Consider the following 16,213-nt stretch of genomic DNA (forward strand, 5'->3'; position numbering starts at 1 on the left):
GCCTTGGAACGCCACTATATGGAGGTTAATTGACAAAATAGTGACGCTTGTTTGACGATAGTGTTACAGCTAGCTTTTCTACAGACTCTGGTTCTTATAGAAGCTCATCGGCTAATGCCAGTAACTTCTCTCGCATCCACTTATTCACTAAATCCTCATCAGCTTGCTTATGCCAATACATGTGAATGGGCATAAGTGGTACGTCAAAGGGCAGTGCGGTAACGGCAACTGGCAGGCTGCTAGTAATCTGCTGTGCATAACGACTTGGTACGGTAAGTAATAAATCTGATTTACTGACTACGCTTGCCGCAGCGAAGTAATGTTCGCACTGTAGCGCAAATTGTCGCGTGGCGTTTTGTTTCGCAAGCGCTAAGTCTACCGTATCTAATCGAGAGTCTTTCAAGGTAACCAGAACGTGGGATGCTGCTACATAATTGGCTAGTGTTTTATCTTTTAAAATGGGGTGTTCTTTCGAACAGATAAGCACGAAATGCTCGTCGCATACCAGTGTTGACCGAATATCAGGGCCTGTAGGCACCAACGCATCGATAACAATATCCAGTTCTTTATTGGCAAGGGCGGTTTCAAGTTCAGGGCGGGTAACCCGCCTGCTAGTTACGGTAATATTTGCTGCATTTTGCAAAAGCTCGGGAATAAGTGTGGGTAGAAAGGTCGACTCAAGAATGTCTCTTAACCCTAACCTTATTTCTCTTTTATAGCGGCTGATATCAAAGTCGATAGGATCTGACAGCGTAGACTCTAAGTGAGAGAGAGCTTCTTTTACCGGTTGAATGATAGATTGGCACAACGGGGTTGGTACCATTCGCCGGCTATGGCGCACGAATAGCTCATCATCAAATTTTTCTCGTAAACGTGACATTGCATGACTCACGGCCGGTTGCGTTAAATGCAATGCTTTGGCAGCCGCAGTAATACTCTCTTCTTCATACACAGCTTTAAGTACAAAAAACAAATTGAGGTCTATTTTTCCATGCATCATATTTATGAAATTCCATAAAGAAGTATCATTTTTATTTATTTTTATCGAGGTTACACTGGCTTGAATGTTAATGGAAGGATATATTTGTGAGTGAAACGTTAAGATCCACCTCGAGTGATTCATTAAAAGAGCAAGCGCAGAAGATGACATTGGGAAGTGATAAATTTGCTATCCCTATGCCGCCATCGTTTGATAACAAAAGTGCACAACAAGCGTATGAAAAACAGCGTCTAGCCTCGGCATTTCGCGCGTTCGCTATGCATGGATTTGATGAAGGCCTTGCGGGGCATATTACTTTGCGGGATTGTATCGACCCCGAAACATTTTGGGTTAACCCATTGGCCGTGCATTTTTCTAAAATTAAAGCATCGGACTTAGTTAGGGTAGATCACAACGGCAACATTGTGGAAGGTAAAGCCGTTATTAACTTGGCCGCATTTGCTATTCATTCTCGCATTCATGCAGCTAGAGACGATATCAACGCTGTTGCCCATGCACATACCACTTACGGGCGAGCGTTTGCGTCTTTAGGGGAAAAACTGCTACCTATTTCACAAGATGCTTGTGTGTTTTATGAAAATCATGGGTTATTTAATACCTTCACTGGCGTAGTGGCCGAACGTGAAGAAGGCGACTTAATTGCCCAAGCACTAGGTGAGGGCATTGGCGTGATATTGCAGAATCATGGTCTATTAACCGTAGGGTCTTCGGTAGACGCTGCTACTGCTAACTTTATTATGATGGATAGTTGTTGTCATAGTCAGTTACTTGCGCAAGCGGCTGGCGAACCTAAACTAATTGACCATGACACGGCAGTAAAGACACGCAAAGCAAATGGCAACGAGTTAGTCACGTGGGGCAACTATCAGCCGCTATACCAAGTGATTGAGTCACAAGATATGAGCTTTAAGGATTAACCTAGCGTTTTTTAAAACTTGGTAGACAAACTAGGTAAATGAAACCAGGTAGAACGAGCTGACGGATGAAGCTCATTTCATTTATGTAATACTAATTCAGCGTTACTCTGAGCATTAGGTCAAGGACGATACGTGTTTATCACCATTAAAAACTTACAATAACAAAGGGCATATATGCAGGCCTCGATTTTTACCGAAATACTTCTTCCACTGGCTTTGGCTTTCGTGATGTTTGGTATGGGTCTTACGTTAACGGTAGCCGATTTCACCCGTTTACTTAAAGCGCCTAAAGCCATCGTAGTGGGGCTGGTGGGGCAAACCGTATTGCTACCCTTATTGGCGTTTGGCTTGTGCATGGCATTTTCCCTCCATCCAGCAATGGCCATAGGTATTATGATTTTATCAGCGTGTCCTGGTGGCACGATGAGTAACTTAATAAGTCATATTGGGCGAGCGAACCTGGCGTTATCTGTAAGCTTAACAGCGCTATCTACCTTTATTTGCGTATTCTCAACGCCTTTTATAATCCACTATTCCATGGACTATTTCGCTGGTGAGAACGCACCTTCATTTTCCATTGTTACTACCGTCGTCGGCTTGGTTTGCGTGTCTATCGTGCCTGTCATCATTGGTATGGCAATACGACACTTCAAACCCACCTTTTCTATTAAGGTAGAGGGATTTTTTAGAACGTTTTCATTATGGTTCATGATTGCCATGATCATTGGCATATTAATTAGTGAGCGGGCGAATTTAATGGCGTCATTAGAAGAGGCCTTGCTAGTGTGTTTAGCCCTGAATATTTCAGCCGTGGTATTGGGCCTTATTTTAGCGTTTGCCTTTAAGTTGTCGAAAATTGACGGTATTACACTGGCTATTGAAGTGGGGGTGCAAAACGCAGCGCTGGCCATGTTAATTTGTATTACCTTCTTAAATTCTCCTGAATTTGCCGTGGCGGCTGGGGTTTACGGGTTAACCATGTATGCAGGCCCTGGGCTTTTAGCTGTATGGTCGAAGCGCCTGAAAAATGCCACTAAAAGCGCTGATGAAGGTAAGGACAAACCACTTGATACTCAAAAGGCCTAAGCTGAGCGCTAACAATAAGAGCAAAACACATGAGTACTAAAACAAGTCATAAAAAAATAAACGATAAAGAAAAACGCATTCTCATTACCGGTGGCGCCACGGGACTAGGGCAAGCCATAGCACTTGCGTTAAGTAACGAGCACAGTAAAAGCGGCGAACAATTGAAAATTTGTATCGCTGACATCCATGAGGAGCGAGGGCTAGAAACGCTTGCCCTACTAACAGAAAAAGGTACAGAGGCTTTCTATCAACCCTGTGACATTACCCAAGATGATGATGTCGCCAATTTGGTTAGCGCTATAGAAGCACGATGGGGCGGTGTTGATATCGTGTTCAACAACGCAGGTGTCGCGTCTGGCGGTAGTTTAAGTGATGAAAGTATTGCCCAGTGGAAATGGATTTTCGATATTAACCTGCTAGGCATGGTGCGTGTCAGCAAGGCTATATTGCCATTATTCAAAGCGCAGGGGGCGGGCTATTTTGTGAATATAGCGTCGCAAGCAGGGCTAACGCCTATTCCCTACATGAACAGTTACAACGCAGTAAAGGCGGCGGTAGTCTCACTGTCTGAAACCATGAAGCTAGAGCTTGCTCCCGATAATATCGATGTGAGTGTGGTGTGCCCTAGTTTTTTCAAAACCAACCTTGATGAGTCGATGCGAAGCGATAACCCCGCCATGCATAAAATGATGGCGCGGTTTTTTAAAAAAGCAGATATGACCAAAGAAGAGGTGGCGCAAAGTATTTGTGATCAGGTTTCCCAAAAGCGGTTTCTAATCCTTACCCATAAACTAGGTAAGCGGGCATTTTTGATGAAAAAACTACTACCCACTCAAACCTATATTAATAACATGCTAAAACAAACCAAAGCGATGAAACGTGCAATGGAAAGACGGTAACCCATGACGAATACAGTATTAGATAAAGCAGTATCAGTAAGAGAAGGCGAAGAACTAGACGTTAATGTCGTCGATGGGTGGCTGAAAAACCATATTCAAAACCTTATCGGCACACCTAAAGTGACACAATATTCAGGCGGTGCGTCTAACTGGACCTACTGTCTTGAATACGAAAATACGTCGTTAATATTACGCCGTGCACCCGCGGGCACTAAAGCGAAAGGTGCCCATGATATGGGGCGTGAATATCGTCTTCAAGCCGCGCTGAAGCCGGTTTATAGTTATGTGCCTGACATGCTCGCGTATTGCGATGATGAAGCCGTGATTGGCGCAGAGTTCTATATCATGGAAAAGCTGACTGGCGTTATTCCCCGTAAGAATCTTCCTCGCGATTTAAAGACCTCTCCAGAACAGACACATCAGCTGTGCAAAAATGTACTTGATAGCTTAATAGAGCTGCACAAAGTTGACTATAAGGCGGCAGGTTTAGACACCATTGGCAAAGGTAGCGGTTATATAGAGCGCCAAATTACAGGCTGGAGTGAGCGTTACACAAAAGCAAAAACCTGGAATGTCCCCTCTGGCAAAGGCGTTATGCGCTGGCTTAAAGCTAATATGCCAAGTGAAGAGCGTATTTGCATTACTCACAACGATTTTAGATTCGACAATGTGGTGTTAGATCCTAACGACTACACCAACATTTTAGGTGTGCTTGATTGGGAGTTGGCCACCCTTGGCGATCCCTTGATGGACTTGGGCAATACGTTGGCCTATTGGGTTAATGCTGACGATGATTTTCTCGCCCAATCTACACGTAGGCAGCCCACTCATCTAAAAGGCATGATGACACGAGATCAAGTGGTGGCTTATTACTGCAAGCAAATGGATGTTAACGTTGATGATTTCACTTTCTATGAAGTGTATGGCTTGTTTCGTTTAGCGGGTATTGCACAGCAAATCTACTACCGCTATCACCATGGACAAACCAATAACCCAGCGTTTAAAAATTTTTGGATATTCATTCATTATTTAATGTGGCGTTGTAAAAAGGCCATTCGTAAATCAGGAAAAAGAAAATGACAACAAGACAAAATATTCTGATCACGGGCGCAAGCTCAGGCCTTGGTAAAGGAATGGCGACGGAGTTCGCAAAGCAAGGTAGCAACTTAGCATTGTGCGCAAGGCGTTTAGACCGCTTAGAAGAGCTTAGAAGTGAGCTACTAGCAGTAAATCCTAACATCAAGGTGCTAATTAAGTCGCTTGACGTGAACGACCACAACGCGGTTTTTGAAGTCTTTGACGGGTTTAAACAAGAGATGGGGCAACTCGATAGAGTTATCATTAACGCGGGAATGGGTAAAGGAGCTTCTATTGGCACGGGGTTTTTTAATGCCAATAAGCAAACCGCAGAGACTAATTTTGTGGCAGCACTAGCGCAAGCCGAAGCGGCCATGACTATTTTCAGGGCCCAAAATTCTGGCCACCTAGTCACTATATCATCAATAAGTGCCGTAAGAGGGTTCAGGCGCGCTCTAACCGTTTATGCGGCTACTAAAGCGGGGCTTACGTCAATGACAGAGGGGATTCGCTTGGATGTGATGAATACGCCAATTAAGGTGAGCTGTGTGCATCCAGGATTTATTCGTACTGAAATTAATGAAACTGTAGAGAAAGTACCGTTCATTGTAGATATCGAAACCGGCTGTAAAGCGTTGGTGAAAGCGATTAATAAGGAAAAGGCAGTGTCTTATGTGCCAAGTTGGCCGTGGGCATTATTGCATTGGGTACTACGTGTTGCGCCTGCTAGCACCATTCGCAAAATGAGTTAGTGCCAAAGCTCTGATAAAAGCCTCTGACAAACGCATCTAACAAAAGCGCTATATAAAATGCGCCGAACAAAAGATACAAGCAGAAGAGGCTCAAAAAAAGATATCAAAAAAAAGACACAAAAAAAGCGCCAATAGGCGCTTTTTTACTAACTGTAAAATTTAAGCTAAAGCTTTAATTTGTGCAGCTAGGCGGCTCTTGTGACGAGCAGCTTTATTCTTGTGAATCAAACCTTTAGTAGCCATTCTGTCAAGAATCGGAGTTGCAGCAGCAAATGCAGTTTGTGCACCTTCTTTATCACCACTAGCGATAGCAGCTACTACTTTCTTCAAGCTTGTACGAGTCATGGAGCGACGGCTAGCGTTATGCTGGCGACGCTTTTCGGCTTGGATTGCACGTTTCTTAGCAGACTTGATGTTAGCCAAGGTGTAACTCCCAAATAAATTCATGTCAAAAACGAGGGTGCGGATTTTGCCTATCATCCAGCCAAAAGTCAAACGATTTAACCCAATAAGTAGAAAGTTAATTTCTACTTTAATTAAGGTGTTGATCGAATGTTTTGGTTTTTCGCCCTGTTCTTAGTAAAAGAGCTAATAAAGCGCTTAACAGAAAGTACAGAACAAAAAAGCGATGCACAGCACGAAACCATACCCACAACGGGCGCGGATTATAGCAAAAAAATTTCATGAGATGCACTTATATTTTGAATAATACGTTTCGCCCTTTACGGGGTTTCGTTATGATTGAGCGCTTAACTGAATGAAATGTATTTATTGGAATAGTCTTAGTGTCACGGAAGTTATTAAAATCAGGCCTTATTGTCAGTGTAATGACATTGATATCCCGCGTGTTAGGGCTAGTGCGAGATGTGGTAGTCGCAAGGCTAATGGGGGATGGCGCCGCCGCCGACGTGTTTTTCTTTGCAAATAAAATTCCTAACTTCCTGCGCCGCTTATTTGCCGAAGGTGCATTCGCGCAAGCATTTATTCCGGTATTAACCGAAGTACACCAAAATCACGAGAAAGCAGAACTTAAAGCGTTTGTTGCTAAAATTTCCGGTACGCTCGGGGCCATTGTATTTATTGTTTCCCTTATTGGCGTAATAGCATCACCGGTTTTGGCCGCGTTATTTGGCACAGGCTGGTTCATTGCGTGGGTGCAGGGCGATGAAGCGGGCGATAAATTTTTACTCGCCTCTACCATGTTAAAAATTACCTTTCCGTATCTTGCCTTTGTATCATTAACTGGGTTGGCTGGGGCTATATTAAATACCCTGAATAAATTTGCAGTCGCGGCGTTTACGCCTGTGCTACTTAACGTATGTATTATTGCTTGTGCAGTATTTTTAGCCCCTGATATGGAACAGCCCGCCTTTGCATTGGCGTGGGGCGTCTTTTTAGGCGGCATAGTACAACTTGCCTTTCAATTGCCGTTTTTGTATCGGGCAGGTCTATTAGTTAAGCCTAAATGGGGCTGGCGAGACGAAAACGTTGTTAAGGTGCGTACCTTAATGATCCCGGCTTTATTCGGCGTATCAGTGGGGCAAATCAACTTATTATTCGATACTTTCATTGCCAGCTTCCTTATGACGGGCTCTATTAGCTGGCTGTACTACTCTGACCGCTTACTGGAATTTCCGTTAGGTCTGTTTGGTATCGCCATCGCCACCGTAATATTGCCCGCGCTGTCGCGTAATCATGTGAGTAAAGATCCGAAAGCCTTTTCTGCCAATATAGATTGGGCATTTCGCATGGTGTGTTTACTGGGCATTCCAGCCGCCGTAGGGTTAGCTACCATGGCGCGTCCAATTTTAACGGTGATATTTCAGCGGGGCGCCTTTACGGCTGAAACCGCTACTATGGCGTCTTATTCATTAACCGCGTATGCATTTGGTTTACTCAGCTTTATGTTAGTGAAAGTGCTGGCGCCCGGGTTTTACTCGCGGCAAGACACTAAAACCCCGGTTAAATTTGGTATTTGGTGCATGGTGGCAAACATGGTGTTTAATCTATTAGCGATATGGTTCGGCTACGTAGGGCTTGCTGTTGCTACCAGTATGTCAGCCACACTCAACGCTGCGTTGCTTTACTTCACTTTACACAAGCAAGGTGTGTTTGTACTTAGTCGCACCTCTGTGATGTTCATACTTCGCGTGCTTATTGCCAGTACGGTAATGGGGGCGGTGATTTTTTATCGTGATAAGGGCGTGGCGTTTTTCGACCTTGAATGGACAGTACAAGTGGTGGATGTTGCTATTACTATCACCTTATCTGCCGCGGCTTTCTTCTCATGCATGATTTTATTGGGTGCAAGACGTCGTCATTTCAAAAGTGGGGGCGGCTAATATTGGTATTCCGTGCAGGGTCGTTTATAATCGCGAGCTTTGAATTTTCAGTAGTAACTAAAGGCAGTGGCTAATAGTGGAATTTATCCGCGGGCTTAACAATGTAAAACCGCAGCACAGCGGGTGTGTACTTACCATAGGGAAGTTCGATGGCGTACATTTGGGCCATCAGGCAGTACTGGGTAATGTGCTTCAAAAAGCCAAAGCACTTGGGTTGCCGGCTACGGTGATGGTGTTTGAACCTCAACCTGAGGAAGTCTTTACGCCTGATAAAGCGCCTGCACGCATCAGTCCATTGCGTGAAAAGTACGAATTGCTGAAACAGCAGGGCGTCGATCGTTTATTGGCAGTGCGTTTCAACAGAGCCTTTGCTAGTCAAAGTGCCGATACCTTCGTGCATGATTTGCTGGTGGATAAGTTAGGCGTTAAATTTCTTGTGGTAGGCGATGACTTTCGCTTTGGACAAGGTCGTCAGGGCGACTTTGCTATGCTGCAAGCCGCTGGGCAAAAGTACGGCTTTGAAGTGGTTAGCACACAAAGCTTTATGATGCATGCGCATCGCATTAGCTCTACTGCAGTACGCGAAGCTCTCGCTGATTCTGATTTTACGCTTGCCGAAGAAATGTTAGGTAGGCCTTTTGCTGTGTATGGCCGCGTGGTACATGGTGAGAAGAAAGGGCGGACCATAGGGTTTCCTACCGCGAATGTCATGCTGAAACGTTGCAGGGCGCCTATTCACGGTGTATTTGCAGTGCACGTTGCCGTAGATGGAAAAAAATTCAATGGCGTAGCAAACATTGGTACTCGCCCCACGTTAAATGGTGTGCGAAACCAGTTAGAAGTACATATCTTTGATATGTCAGCCGACCTGTACGGGAAACCAATGACCGTGTTTCCTGTTGCAAAAATACGAGATGAACAAAAATTTGACTCGTTTGAGATACTAAAAGCACAAATTCAGGCCGATGCCGCTAAGGCGCGCCTGTTATTAGAATAGTGAAACGTGATAAAGTCACCACGCTTAACATAGCGTCGACCAATGCAAGCCTATACAGCGCCTAACGAGGCGTTGGGTATTATTAAAGGTAACCGGATAATACAATTATATGAGTGATTATAAAGCCACATTAAACCTACCTGAAACCGCCTTTCCAATGCGCGGTAACCTTGCTCAGCGTGAGCCTAAAATGCTGAAAGACTGGCAAGAAAAAGGGGTATACACAAAGATTAGAGAAGCGAAGAAAGGTAAGAAGCCTTTCATTCTTCATGATGGCCCTCCGTACGCAAACGGCGATATTCATATTGGTCACGCAGTAAATAAAATTCTTAAAGACATTATTGTTAAGTCTAAAACCTTGTCTGATTTCGACTCGCCTTATGTGCCGGGTTGGGACTGTCACGGTTTGCCTATCGAATTAATGGTAGAAAAGAAAGTGGGTAAGCCTGGCAAAAAAGTGACGGCTGCTGAGTTTCGCCAAAAGTGCCGTGAATACGCACAACGTCAAATTGACGGCCAAATGGCTGACTTCAAACGCCTTGGCGTGTTTGGTACGTGGGATAATCCTTATAAAACCATGGATTTTCGCTCAGAAGCCGACATTATTCGCGCACTGGGTAAAGTGGTTAAATCAGGCCATTTAGAAAAAGGCTTTAAGCCTGTTCACTGGTGTACTGACTGTGGTTCTGCGTTGGCAGAAGCAGAAGTAGAATACCAAGACAAAATTTCACCTGCTATCGATGTGAAATTCCCTGTTGCTGATGTAGACGCTATCGCGGCTGCGTTTGGTGTAAGTAGTGAAGACTTAACGGCGCATAAAACGGGCGTGGTTATCTGGACAACTACCCCGTGGACCTTGCCTGCAAACCGCGCAATTAGCTTGCACCCAGAATTAACCTACGCGATTGTTGAAATTACGTCGACCAGCGAATGGTTAGTAGTCGCACAAGACTTACTTGAAAGCTGCATGACGCGCTACGGTATTGAAGAATATCGTGAAGTGGCGACCTGTGTAGGTTCAAGCCTAGAGCGATTATTGGTTAATCATCCGTTCTTGGATTTAAAAGTACCGCTTATTTTAGGCGAGCACGTTACCACTGAATCAGGTACTGGTTGTGTTCATACTGCCCCAGCTCACGGTGTTGACGATTTCAATGTAGGTAAACAATACGACATTGAAGTGTACAACCCAGTAGGTAATAACGGCGTGTATTTAGAAAACACCCCTTTGTTTGCCGGTCAGTTCGTATTTAAAGCCAACGATACCATTGTTGAAACGGTAAAAGAGCACGGTAACCTAGTACTTAACGTGAAATACGAGCATAGCTACCCGCATTGCTGGCGCCATAAAACGCCTATTATTTTCCGTGCTACGCCGCAGTGGTTCATCAGCATGGACAAAAAGGGCCTACGTGCTGAGTCAATCGAACAAATTAAGCAAACTAAGTGGATCCCAGAGTGGGGCGAAAACCGCATCCAGAAAATGGTAGAAGGTCGCCCAGATTGGTGTATTTCTCGCCAACGTACATGGGGTGTGCCAATTCCATTATACGTGCACAAACTTACCGGTGAACTTCACCCTGAGTCGGTTGCACTTATGGAAAAAGTGGCCGCTGAAGTTGAAACCAAAGGCATTCAAGCTTGGTGGGATATCGACGATGCTGCACTATTAGGTAGCGAAGCCGATAACTACGATAAAGTGACCGATACCCTAGACGTATGGTTCGACTCAGGTGTAACGCATTACTTTGTGGTTGATCAACGTGAAGACATTCCAGCTAGCGCCGATTTGTACCTTGAAGGGTCAGACCAACACCGTGGTTGGTTTATGTCATCACTTATGACATCTACTGCTATGCATGGCCATGCGCCTTACAAAGAAGTATTAACCCACGGCTTTACCGTTGATGCCCACGGCAGAAAGATGTCGAAGTCGGTTGGTAACGTGGTTGCGCCGCAAGAAGTAACGAACAAACTAGGCGCAGACATTCTTCGTCTATGGGTTGCTTCTACCGATTACCGCGGTGAAATTGCGGTATCTGATGAAATTCTAAAACGTGCTGCTGATGCATATCGTCGCCTACGTAATACTTCACGTTTCTTATTGGCAAACCTTAATGGCTTTGTGCCAGAAGATGCTTTGCCAGAAGAAGATATGGTGGCACTGGATCGCTGGATTGTAGCCCGTGCTAAAGCGCTACAGGAAGAACTTGTTGAAGCGTTTGAAAAGTATGACTTGCTAGTAGTAACGCAAAAGCTAATGCACTTCTGCTCAATCGAGTTGGGTTCTTTCTACCTAGACGTGATTAAAGACAGACAGTACACGGCGAAATCAGACGGCAATGCACGTCGTTCTTGCCAAACTGCGCTTTACCATATTATGGAAGCGTTAGTTCGCTGGATGGCACCAATCACAAGCTTTACAGCGCAAGAGATTTGGGAAGCTTTACCGGGCGAGCGTAGTGAATTTGTGTTTACCGAAACCTGGTACCAAGGCTTTAACAGCTTCACCCAAAGCGACGTATTTAACGATGAACTTTGGCATCAGGTATTAAACGTGAAAGACGCAGCTAACCAAGCCATGGAGCAAGCTCGTAAAGACGGTCAGCTAGGTGGCTCGTTAGAAGCGAAGATTGACTTGTATGCTACAGAGTCTTTGTTTAACACCTTGGCATCACTTGAAGATGAATTGCGCTTTGTATTGATTACATCGGCAGTGAACCTGACAAAAGTAGAAAGCGCACCAGACAATGCTGCGGCTACCGATGTTGAAGGCCTATGGTTAAGCGTAAACAAAGCAAGCGGCGACAAATGTGTTCGCTGTTGGCACCATCGTGAAGATGTTGGCACCCACGAAGGGCACGAAGAACTATGTGGTCGTTGTGTAACTAACATTGATGGCGAAGGGGAAACGCGTCAGTATGCTTAATACTACGGCGGATACCAAGCCTAAGTTATTCAGTGAAACCGGTTTACGGTTTCTTTGGATAACCCTAATTGCATTCGTGTTAGATCAGGTTACCAAGTACGCGGTATTAGGCGGTATGTCACTTTATCAATCGATAGAGGTATTACCGTTTTTCAATTTAACGTACGTACATAATTATGGCGCGGCATTTAGCTTTCTTGATAGTGCCGGTGGCTGGCAGCGATGGTTTTTTACTGCCATCGCTACTGTTGTCAGTGTGGTTATTTTATGGTGGTTGAAACAATCGCCTAAAAACCAAACCCTGTTGCCTGTTGCCTTTTCTTTTATATTAGGTGGCGCGCTAGGTAACGTTTACGATCGTTTAGTGCATGGGTATGTTATCGATTTCCTCGATTTTCATGTAAACAACATGCACTGGCCTGCCTTCAATATTGCCGATAGCGCTATATTTATTGGTGCAGCCCTTTTAATTATTGATATGTTCAAGAACGGTGAAAAGCATAAAAGCGCCGATTCAGCCAACACGTCAAAGCAGTAACCGGAGCCACAATGACCGACAACCTTATTATTGGTTCTGACAGCGAAGTTATTCTTCACTTTGATTTAAAACTTGAAGATGGCTCAGCCGCTGACAGCACCCGAGTAAACAATAAGCCTGCGAAAATGGTAATGGGTGACGGTAGTCTTACCCCTAACTTTGAAGCTTGCTTGTTAGGGCTTCAAAAAGGTGAAAAGAAATCATTTACGTTAGCCGCGAACGATGCCTTTGGTGAGCCTAACCCAAACAATATCCATTACATGGATAGAAGTCGCTTTGGTGCTGATTTAGAAATTCAAGAAGGTGCTATTCTTGCGTTTTCTCAGCCAGATGGCTCAGAAATACCCGGTATTATCAGAAGTGTAGCGGGCGACTCTATCACGGTTGATTTTAACCACCCATTAGCTGGGCAAACGGTTATTTTCGATGTTGAAATAGTTGATGTGAAAGGCGCACCTACACCAGAAGGTGACCAGTAATTATGCAAATTCATCTCGCTAACCCTCGTGGCTTTTGTGCCGGAGTAGACAGAGCCATCACTATTGTAGAAAGAGCGCTCGAAATATTTGAGCCGCCTATCTATGTTCGCCATGAAGTCGTTCACAATAAATTTGTGGTAGATGGGCTACGTGAGCGTGGCGCTATTTTTGTAGATGAATTGCATGAAGTACCCGATAACTGCATTGTTATTTTTTCTGCCCATGGGGTTTCTCAAGCAGTAAGAAAAGAAGCTGAAAATCGTGGTTTAAAGGTATTTGATGCTACTTGTCCGTTAGTGACTAAAGTACATATGGAAGTGACGCGAGCAAGTAAAACAGGCACTGAGTGTATTTTGATTGGCCATGCAGGGCACCCAGAAGTAGAAGGTACGATGGGGCAATACAGTAACGATGAGGGTGGAATTTACCTTGTTGAGTCTGAGGCTGATGTGGCGACCCTTGAAGTGAAGGACGCCAAAAACCTCTATTACTGTAGCCAAACGACGTTGTCAGTTGATGACACCGCAGATGTAATTGATGCATTACGTGAACGTTTCCCTGATATTCAAGGGCCTCGTAAAGACGATATTTGCTATGCCACACAGAATCGTCAAGACGCCGTGCGGGATTTGTCTCAAGACTGCCAAGTATTATTGGTAGTGGGTGCGCAAAATAGCTCAAATTCAAATCGTTTACGTGAACTAGCTGAAAAGATTGGTGCAAAAGCGCACTTAATTGCCGATGCGAATTGCATTCAGGAAAGCTGGCTTGAAGGCGTTGAGCACATAGGTGTGACTGCAGGCGCTTCAGCACCTGAGGTGCTAGTGCAAGGCGTGGTTGATAAGCTTAAAGCATGGGGGGCGGTTTCTGCCTCTGAACGTGCAGGCCGAGAAGAAAATGTGGAATTCGCGGTTCCCAAAGAGCTTAGAGTTAAACAAGTAAGCTAACGCCGTTTAGGTATATAAATTGGGTTGGATTTTAAAGCACTGCATTGATATGCAGTGCTTTTTTTTACGCTATCGTTTAATGGTAATACAATCTTATACGTTTTATGATTGCTTATACCTTGAGCAAGAAATTTTTAGCATAGAATGCTAAACATAAGGTTGTGTCTAAATTTTAGCGTGAATGCCACCGTGCAATGCAGGGAATATGAATCAAACGATAAACACTAGTGGGTTAGGTAACCAACAAGGCGTTGGCCTTATAGAGGTGCTTGTCACTATGTTCATTCTTGCCATTGGTTTACTCGGTGTGGCCGCACTTCAATTCACCGGTTCGTTTGCCAACAAAGATGCCATTAGCCGAACGCAAAGCGAATTTGTTGCCGCGCAGGTTGCTGAACGTTTACGTGCTGCTGCACGCGTGGCAACAGTAGGGGATGGCATTGTGGTCAACAACCAATATTTTAGTGCAAGCAATTACAATTTCAACGGGCTTAGTTGTTCAGGTTCTACTCACCCATACAAATGTTTTTGTTTGAGTCGCCCTACTGGGGTGCCTAATTGCGAAACGGCCACCTGTAACGAACAGGATATGGCGAAGTACGATGGCTGGGCACTTTCATGCGCAGCAGTGCAAACTAACCCTCAGACCACCTTATCGTTAACCTGTGCAGATAATAACGTCGCGGATGTTTACAGTTGCAGTGCGGGCTCACGATTGCAAGTTATTCTAGCGTGGCCGGTAGCATCAGCAGGTAATCAATCATATACCTTAAATACGCGTTGTAATCCGAATGAATCAGACAGTAATGCCTGCGTGATAAAGGATTTAACCTTGTGAAGCGTGCGCAGGGGTTTTCTCTTGTAGAGTTAATGATTTCCTTAGCGTTAGGGTTGGTAATATCTGGTGCTATCATTCAGGTATTGGTGAGCAGTAGTGTAACGAATAAGCTTAATCAAGCGGTGGCACAGGTTCAGGAGTCTGGACGTTTTATAACAAGTCGGCTCAGTAATGAATTTTACGAAATTGGTCGCTACGACACTATTGTTGCTTCTATCGATGATTCAGTTGATACAGTGGCTGAGGCTGGATTTATTGAAAATAGGCCGATTGGATTGGCCGGAGACTTTTCCTCAAATACCACGCTCGGGAGCACGCAAGCATCGAGTGGCGCAAGTGATGAGTTAGTGGTGAGTTTACTTGCGCTTGCAGATTGTACGGGCAGTAAACATGGTTATGCCGCCGATGATGAGTTTCATGTGGTAAACCGATACTACGTTAGCGGCAATGAATTTAGATGCACAGGCTACGACGGTCGAGTATTACGGGGCCTTAAAACACAATCGGTTTCACCGAATACTGTGACCTTGCTAGACAATGTCAGTAACTTCCAACTTCAATATGGCGTCAGCGATGTTGCTGAGAATTCCAATGGGCAAGCGATAACCTATGTGACGGCAGATAGGTTGGCAGTGCTACGAGCACAGAATCAACAGGTGGTTGCGCTGCGTTGGGCTATCTTACTTAAAAGCTATCAAAACCAAGTGCAGCAAACCTCAGCCCCTACATTTGCCTTACTAAACGAGAATCAAGTCACGCTAGACTCGAGCCATTATTATCAGGTTTTTACTAAAACCGTGTCACTTCGAAATATGAAAAACTTTGTTAGGAGCATTCAATGAAACAGCGTGGATTGGTAATGGTGTTTGCATTGTTAGTGCTGCTCTCACTCACTATTTTAGGCGTAAGCGCGGTAACCAGCAGTTTGTCCCAGTCTAAAATGGCCATGTCGATGCAGCAGAGTGGGTTAGCATTCGACGCGGCAGAAGCGGCTATTGCGGGGGTGTTTTTTGAGTCAGAGGATGAGTCACTATTGCAAGATGACACTAAAGTAGATCCTCTTTCTGCGGCACGACAGCTTGATCCCTACGATCCAGAAACAGAAGCAATGAGCTGCTTCGATCAAAATGAATGGACTGATAGGTACATGACCGAAAGTGGTCTTTCATGGGGCAGTGAACACACAACAAATGGTACTTATCAAACCATGGCCAGTACCAAGAGCTGGTCTCGTACTGCGTTTGTAAGAGAGCAAGCGTGTCGTGGCTCAAGCAACGTGATTGGCGGTAGTAACGTAAATTGCCACGTGTTTATTATTAGAGGCTGCGGCAAAGTAGGTAGTAAATCTACGGTGGTTGCGAACTCCCTAGCGGCATCAGTGTTTGGCCCTGCATCACAATAAAAAGAGTAAT

At 44.8% G+C, this 16,213-nt stretch carries 17 protein-coding genes; 15 read left to right on the forward strand and 2 right to left on the reverse strand.

The window, feature by feature from the left end:
- Positions 1-94: 94 nt before the first annotated feature.
- The gene (locus tag J8L84_RS10100; protein ID WP_211070580.1) at positions 95-1,000 is read right to left on the reverse strand and encodes a LysR family transcriptional regulator; all 906 of its coding nucleotides are present in this window, start codon (positions 998-1,000) and stop codon (positions 95-97) included.
- A gap of 86 nt (positions 1,001-1,086) precedes the next feature.
- On the opposite strand from J8L84_RS10100, the gene J8L84_RS10105 reads away from it, so the two are divergent.
- The 5 genes from J8L84_RS10105 to J8L84_RS10125 all read left to right on the forward strand — a co-directional run bounded on the left by J8L84_RS10105 (position 1,087) and on the right by J8L84_RS10125 (position 5,731).
- Entirely contained in the window at positions 1,087-1,917 is an 831-nt protein-coding gene (locus J8L84_RS10105) for a class II aldolase/adducin family protein (protein ID WP_348771830.1), read from the forward strand.
- Positions 1,918-2,091: 174 nt separating this feature from the next.
- Complete coding sequence (locus J8L84_RS10110; RefSeq protein WP_211070581.1) at positions 2,092-3,003, forward strand: bile acid:sodium symporter family protein; 912 nt, start codon at positions 2,092-2,094, stop codon at positions 3,001-3,003.
- Between the two features lie 29 nt (positions 3,004-3,032).
- Positions 3,033-3,902, forward strand: coding sequence for an SDR family oxidoreductase (locus J8L84_RS10115; protein ID WP_211070582.1), 870 nt, complete (start codon positions 3,033-3,035; stop codon positions 3,900-3,902).
- A gap of 3 nt (positions 3,903-3,905) precedes the next feature.
- Entirely contained in the window at positions 3,906-4,982 is a 1,077-nt protein-coding gene (locus tag J8L84_RS10120; protein WP_211070583.1) for a phosphotransferase family protein, read from the forward strand.
- Positions 4,979-5,731, forward strand: coding sequence for an SDR family oxidoreductase (locus J8L84_RS10125; protein WP_211070584.1), 753 nt, complete (start codon positions 4,979-4,981; stop codon positions 5,729-5,731). Before J8L84_RS10120 ends, J8L84_RS10125 begins: the two co-directional genes overlap by 4 nt.
- 159 nt (positions 5,732-5,890) lie before the next feature.
- Here the strand turns inward: J8L84_RS10125 and rpsT are convergent, their stop codons facing one another.
- Positions 5,891-6,154 (reverse strand): 30S ribosomal protein S20, encoded by a 264-nt coding sequence (rpsT, locus tag J8L84_RS10130; protein WP_013783316.1) that lies wholly within the window; start codon positions 6,152-6,154, stop codon positions 5,891-5,893.
- Between the two features lie 129 nt (positions 6,155-6,283).
- On the opposite strand from rpsT, the gene J8L84_RS20585 reads away from it, so the two are divergent.
- The 10 genes from J8L84_RS20585 (at position 6,284) to J8L84_RS10175 (ending at position 16,203) form a co-directional block, all read left to right on the forward strand.
- The gene (locus J8L84_RS20585) at positions 6,284-6,418 is read left to right on the forward strand and encodes a hypothetical protein (protein ID WP_282100424.1); all 135 of its coding nucleotides are present in this window, start codon (positions 6,284-6,286) and stop codon (positions 6,416-6,418) included.
- A 98-nt stretch (positions 6,419-6,516) separates the two neighbouring features.
- A complete protein-coding gene (murJ, locus tag J8L84_RS10135) occupies positions 6,517-8,073 on the forward strand; it encodes a murein biosynthesis integral membrane protein MurJ (protein WP_211070585.1) in 1,557 nt (518 codons plus the stop codon).
- A 76-nt stretch (positions 8,074-8,149) separates the two neighbouring features.
- A complete protein-coding gene (gene ribF, locus J8L84_RS10140) occupies positions 8,150-9,070 on the forward strand; it encodes a bifunctional riboflavin kinase/FAD synthetase (RefSeq protein ID WP_211070586.1) in 921 nt (306 codons plus the stop codon).
- Between the two features lie 109 nt (positions 9,071-9,179).
- A complete protein-coding gene (ileS, locus tag J8L84_RS10145; protein WP_211070587.1) occupies positions 9,180-11,999 on the forward strand; it encodes an isoleucine--tRNA ligase in 2,820 nt (939 codons plus the stop codon).
- Positions 11,992-12,537: a signal peptidase II gene (gene lspA, locus J8L84_RS10150; RefSeq protein WP_211070588.1), complete on the forward strand. Its 546-nt coding sequence runs from the start codon at positions 11,992-11,994 to the stop codon at positions 12,535-12,537. The genes ileS and lspA overlap by 8 nt, the downstream gene beginning before the upstream one ends.
- An 11-nt stretch (positions 12,538-12,548) precedes the next feature.
- Positions 12,549-13,016 (forward strand): FKBP-type peptidyl-prolyl cis-trans isomerase, encoded by a 468-nt coding sequence (gene fkpB, locus J8L84_RS10155; RefSeq protein WP_211070589.1) that lies wholly within the window; start codon positions 12,549-12,551, stop codon positions 13,014-13,016.
- A gap of 2 nt (positions 13,017-13,018) precedes the next feature.
- On the forward strand, positions 13,019-13,963 hold the full coding sequence (ispH, locus tag J8L84_RS10160; RefSeq protein ID WP_211070590.1) for a 4-hydroxy-3-methylbut-2-enyl diphosphate reductase: 945 nt from the start codon (positions 13,019-13,021) through the stop codon (positions 13,961-13,963).
- A 205-nt stretch (positions 13,964-14,168) separates the two neighbouring features.
- Positions 14,169-14,801, forward strand: a complete 633-nt coding sequence (locus J8L84_RS10165; RefSeq protein WP_211070591.1) for a prepilin-type N-terminal cleavage/methylation domain-containing protein — start codon at positions 14,169-14,171, stop codon at positions 14,799-14,801.
- Positions 14,798-15,643, forward strand: coding sequence for a PilW family protein (locus J8L84_RS10170; protein ID WP_211070592.1), 846 nt, complete (start codon positions 14,798-14,800; stop codon positions 15,641-15,643). The genes J8L84_RS10165 and J8L84_RS10170 overlap by 4 nt, the downstream gene beginning before the upstream one ends.
- Positions 15,640-16,203, forward strand: a complete 564-nt coding sequence (locus J8L84_RS10175; RefSeq protein ID WP_211070593.1) for a PilX N-terminal domain-containing pilus assembly protein — start codon at positions 15,640-15,642, stop codon at positions 16,201-16,203. The genes J8L84_RS10170 and J8L84_RS10175 overlap by 4 nt, the downstream gene beginning before the upstream one ends.
- Positions 16,204-16,213 lie beyond the last annotated feature (10 nt).

This window comes from Alteromonas sp. MMG017 (genome assembly GCF_018100795.1).
In the GTDB taxonomy this organism is placed as follows: domain Bacteria; phylum Pseudomonadota; class Gammaproteobacteria; order Enterobacterales; family Alteromonadaceae; genus Alteromonas.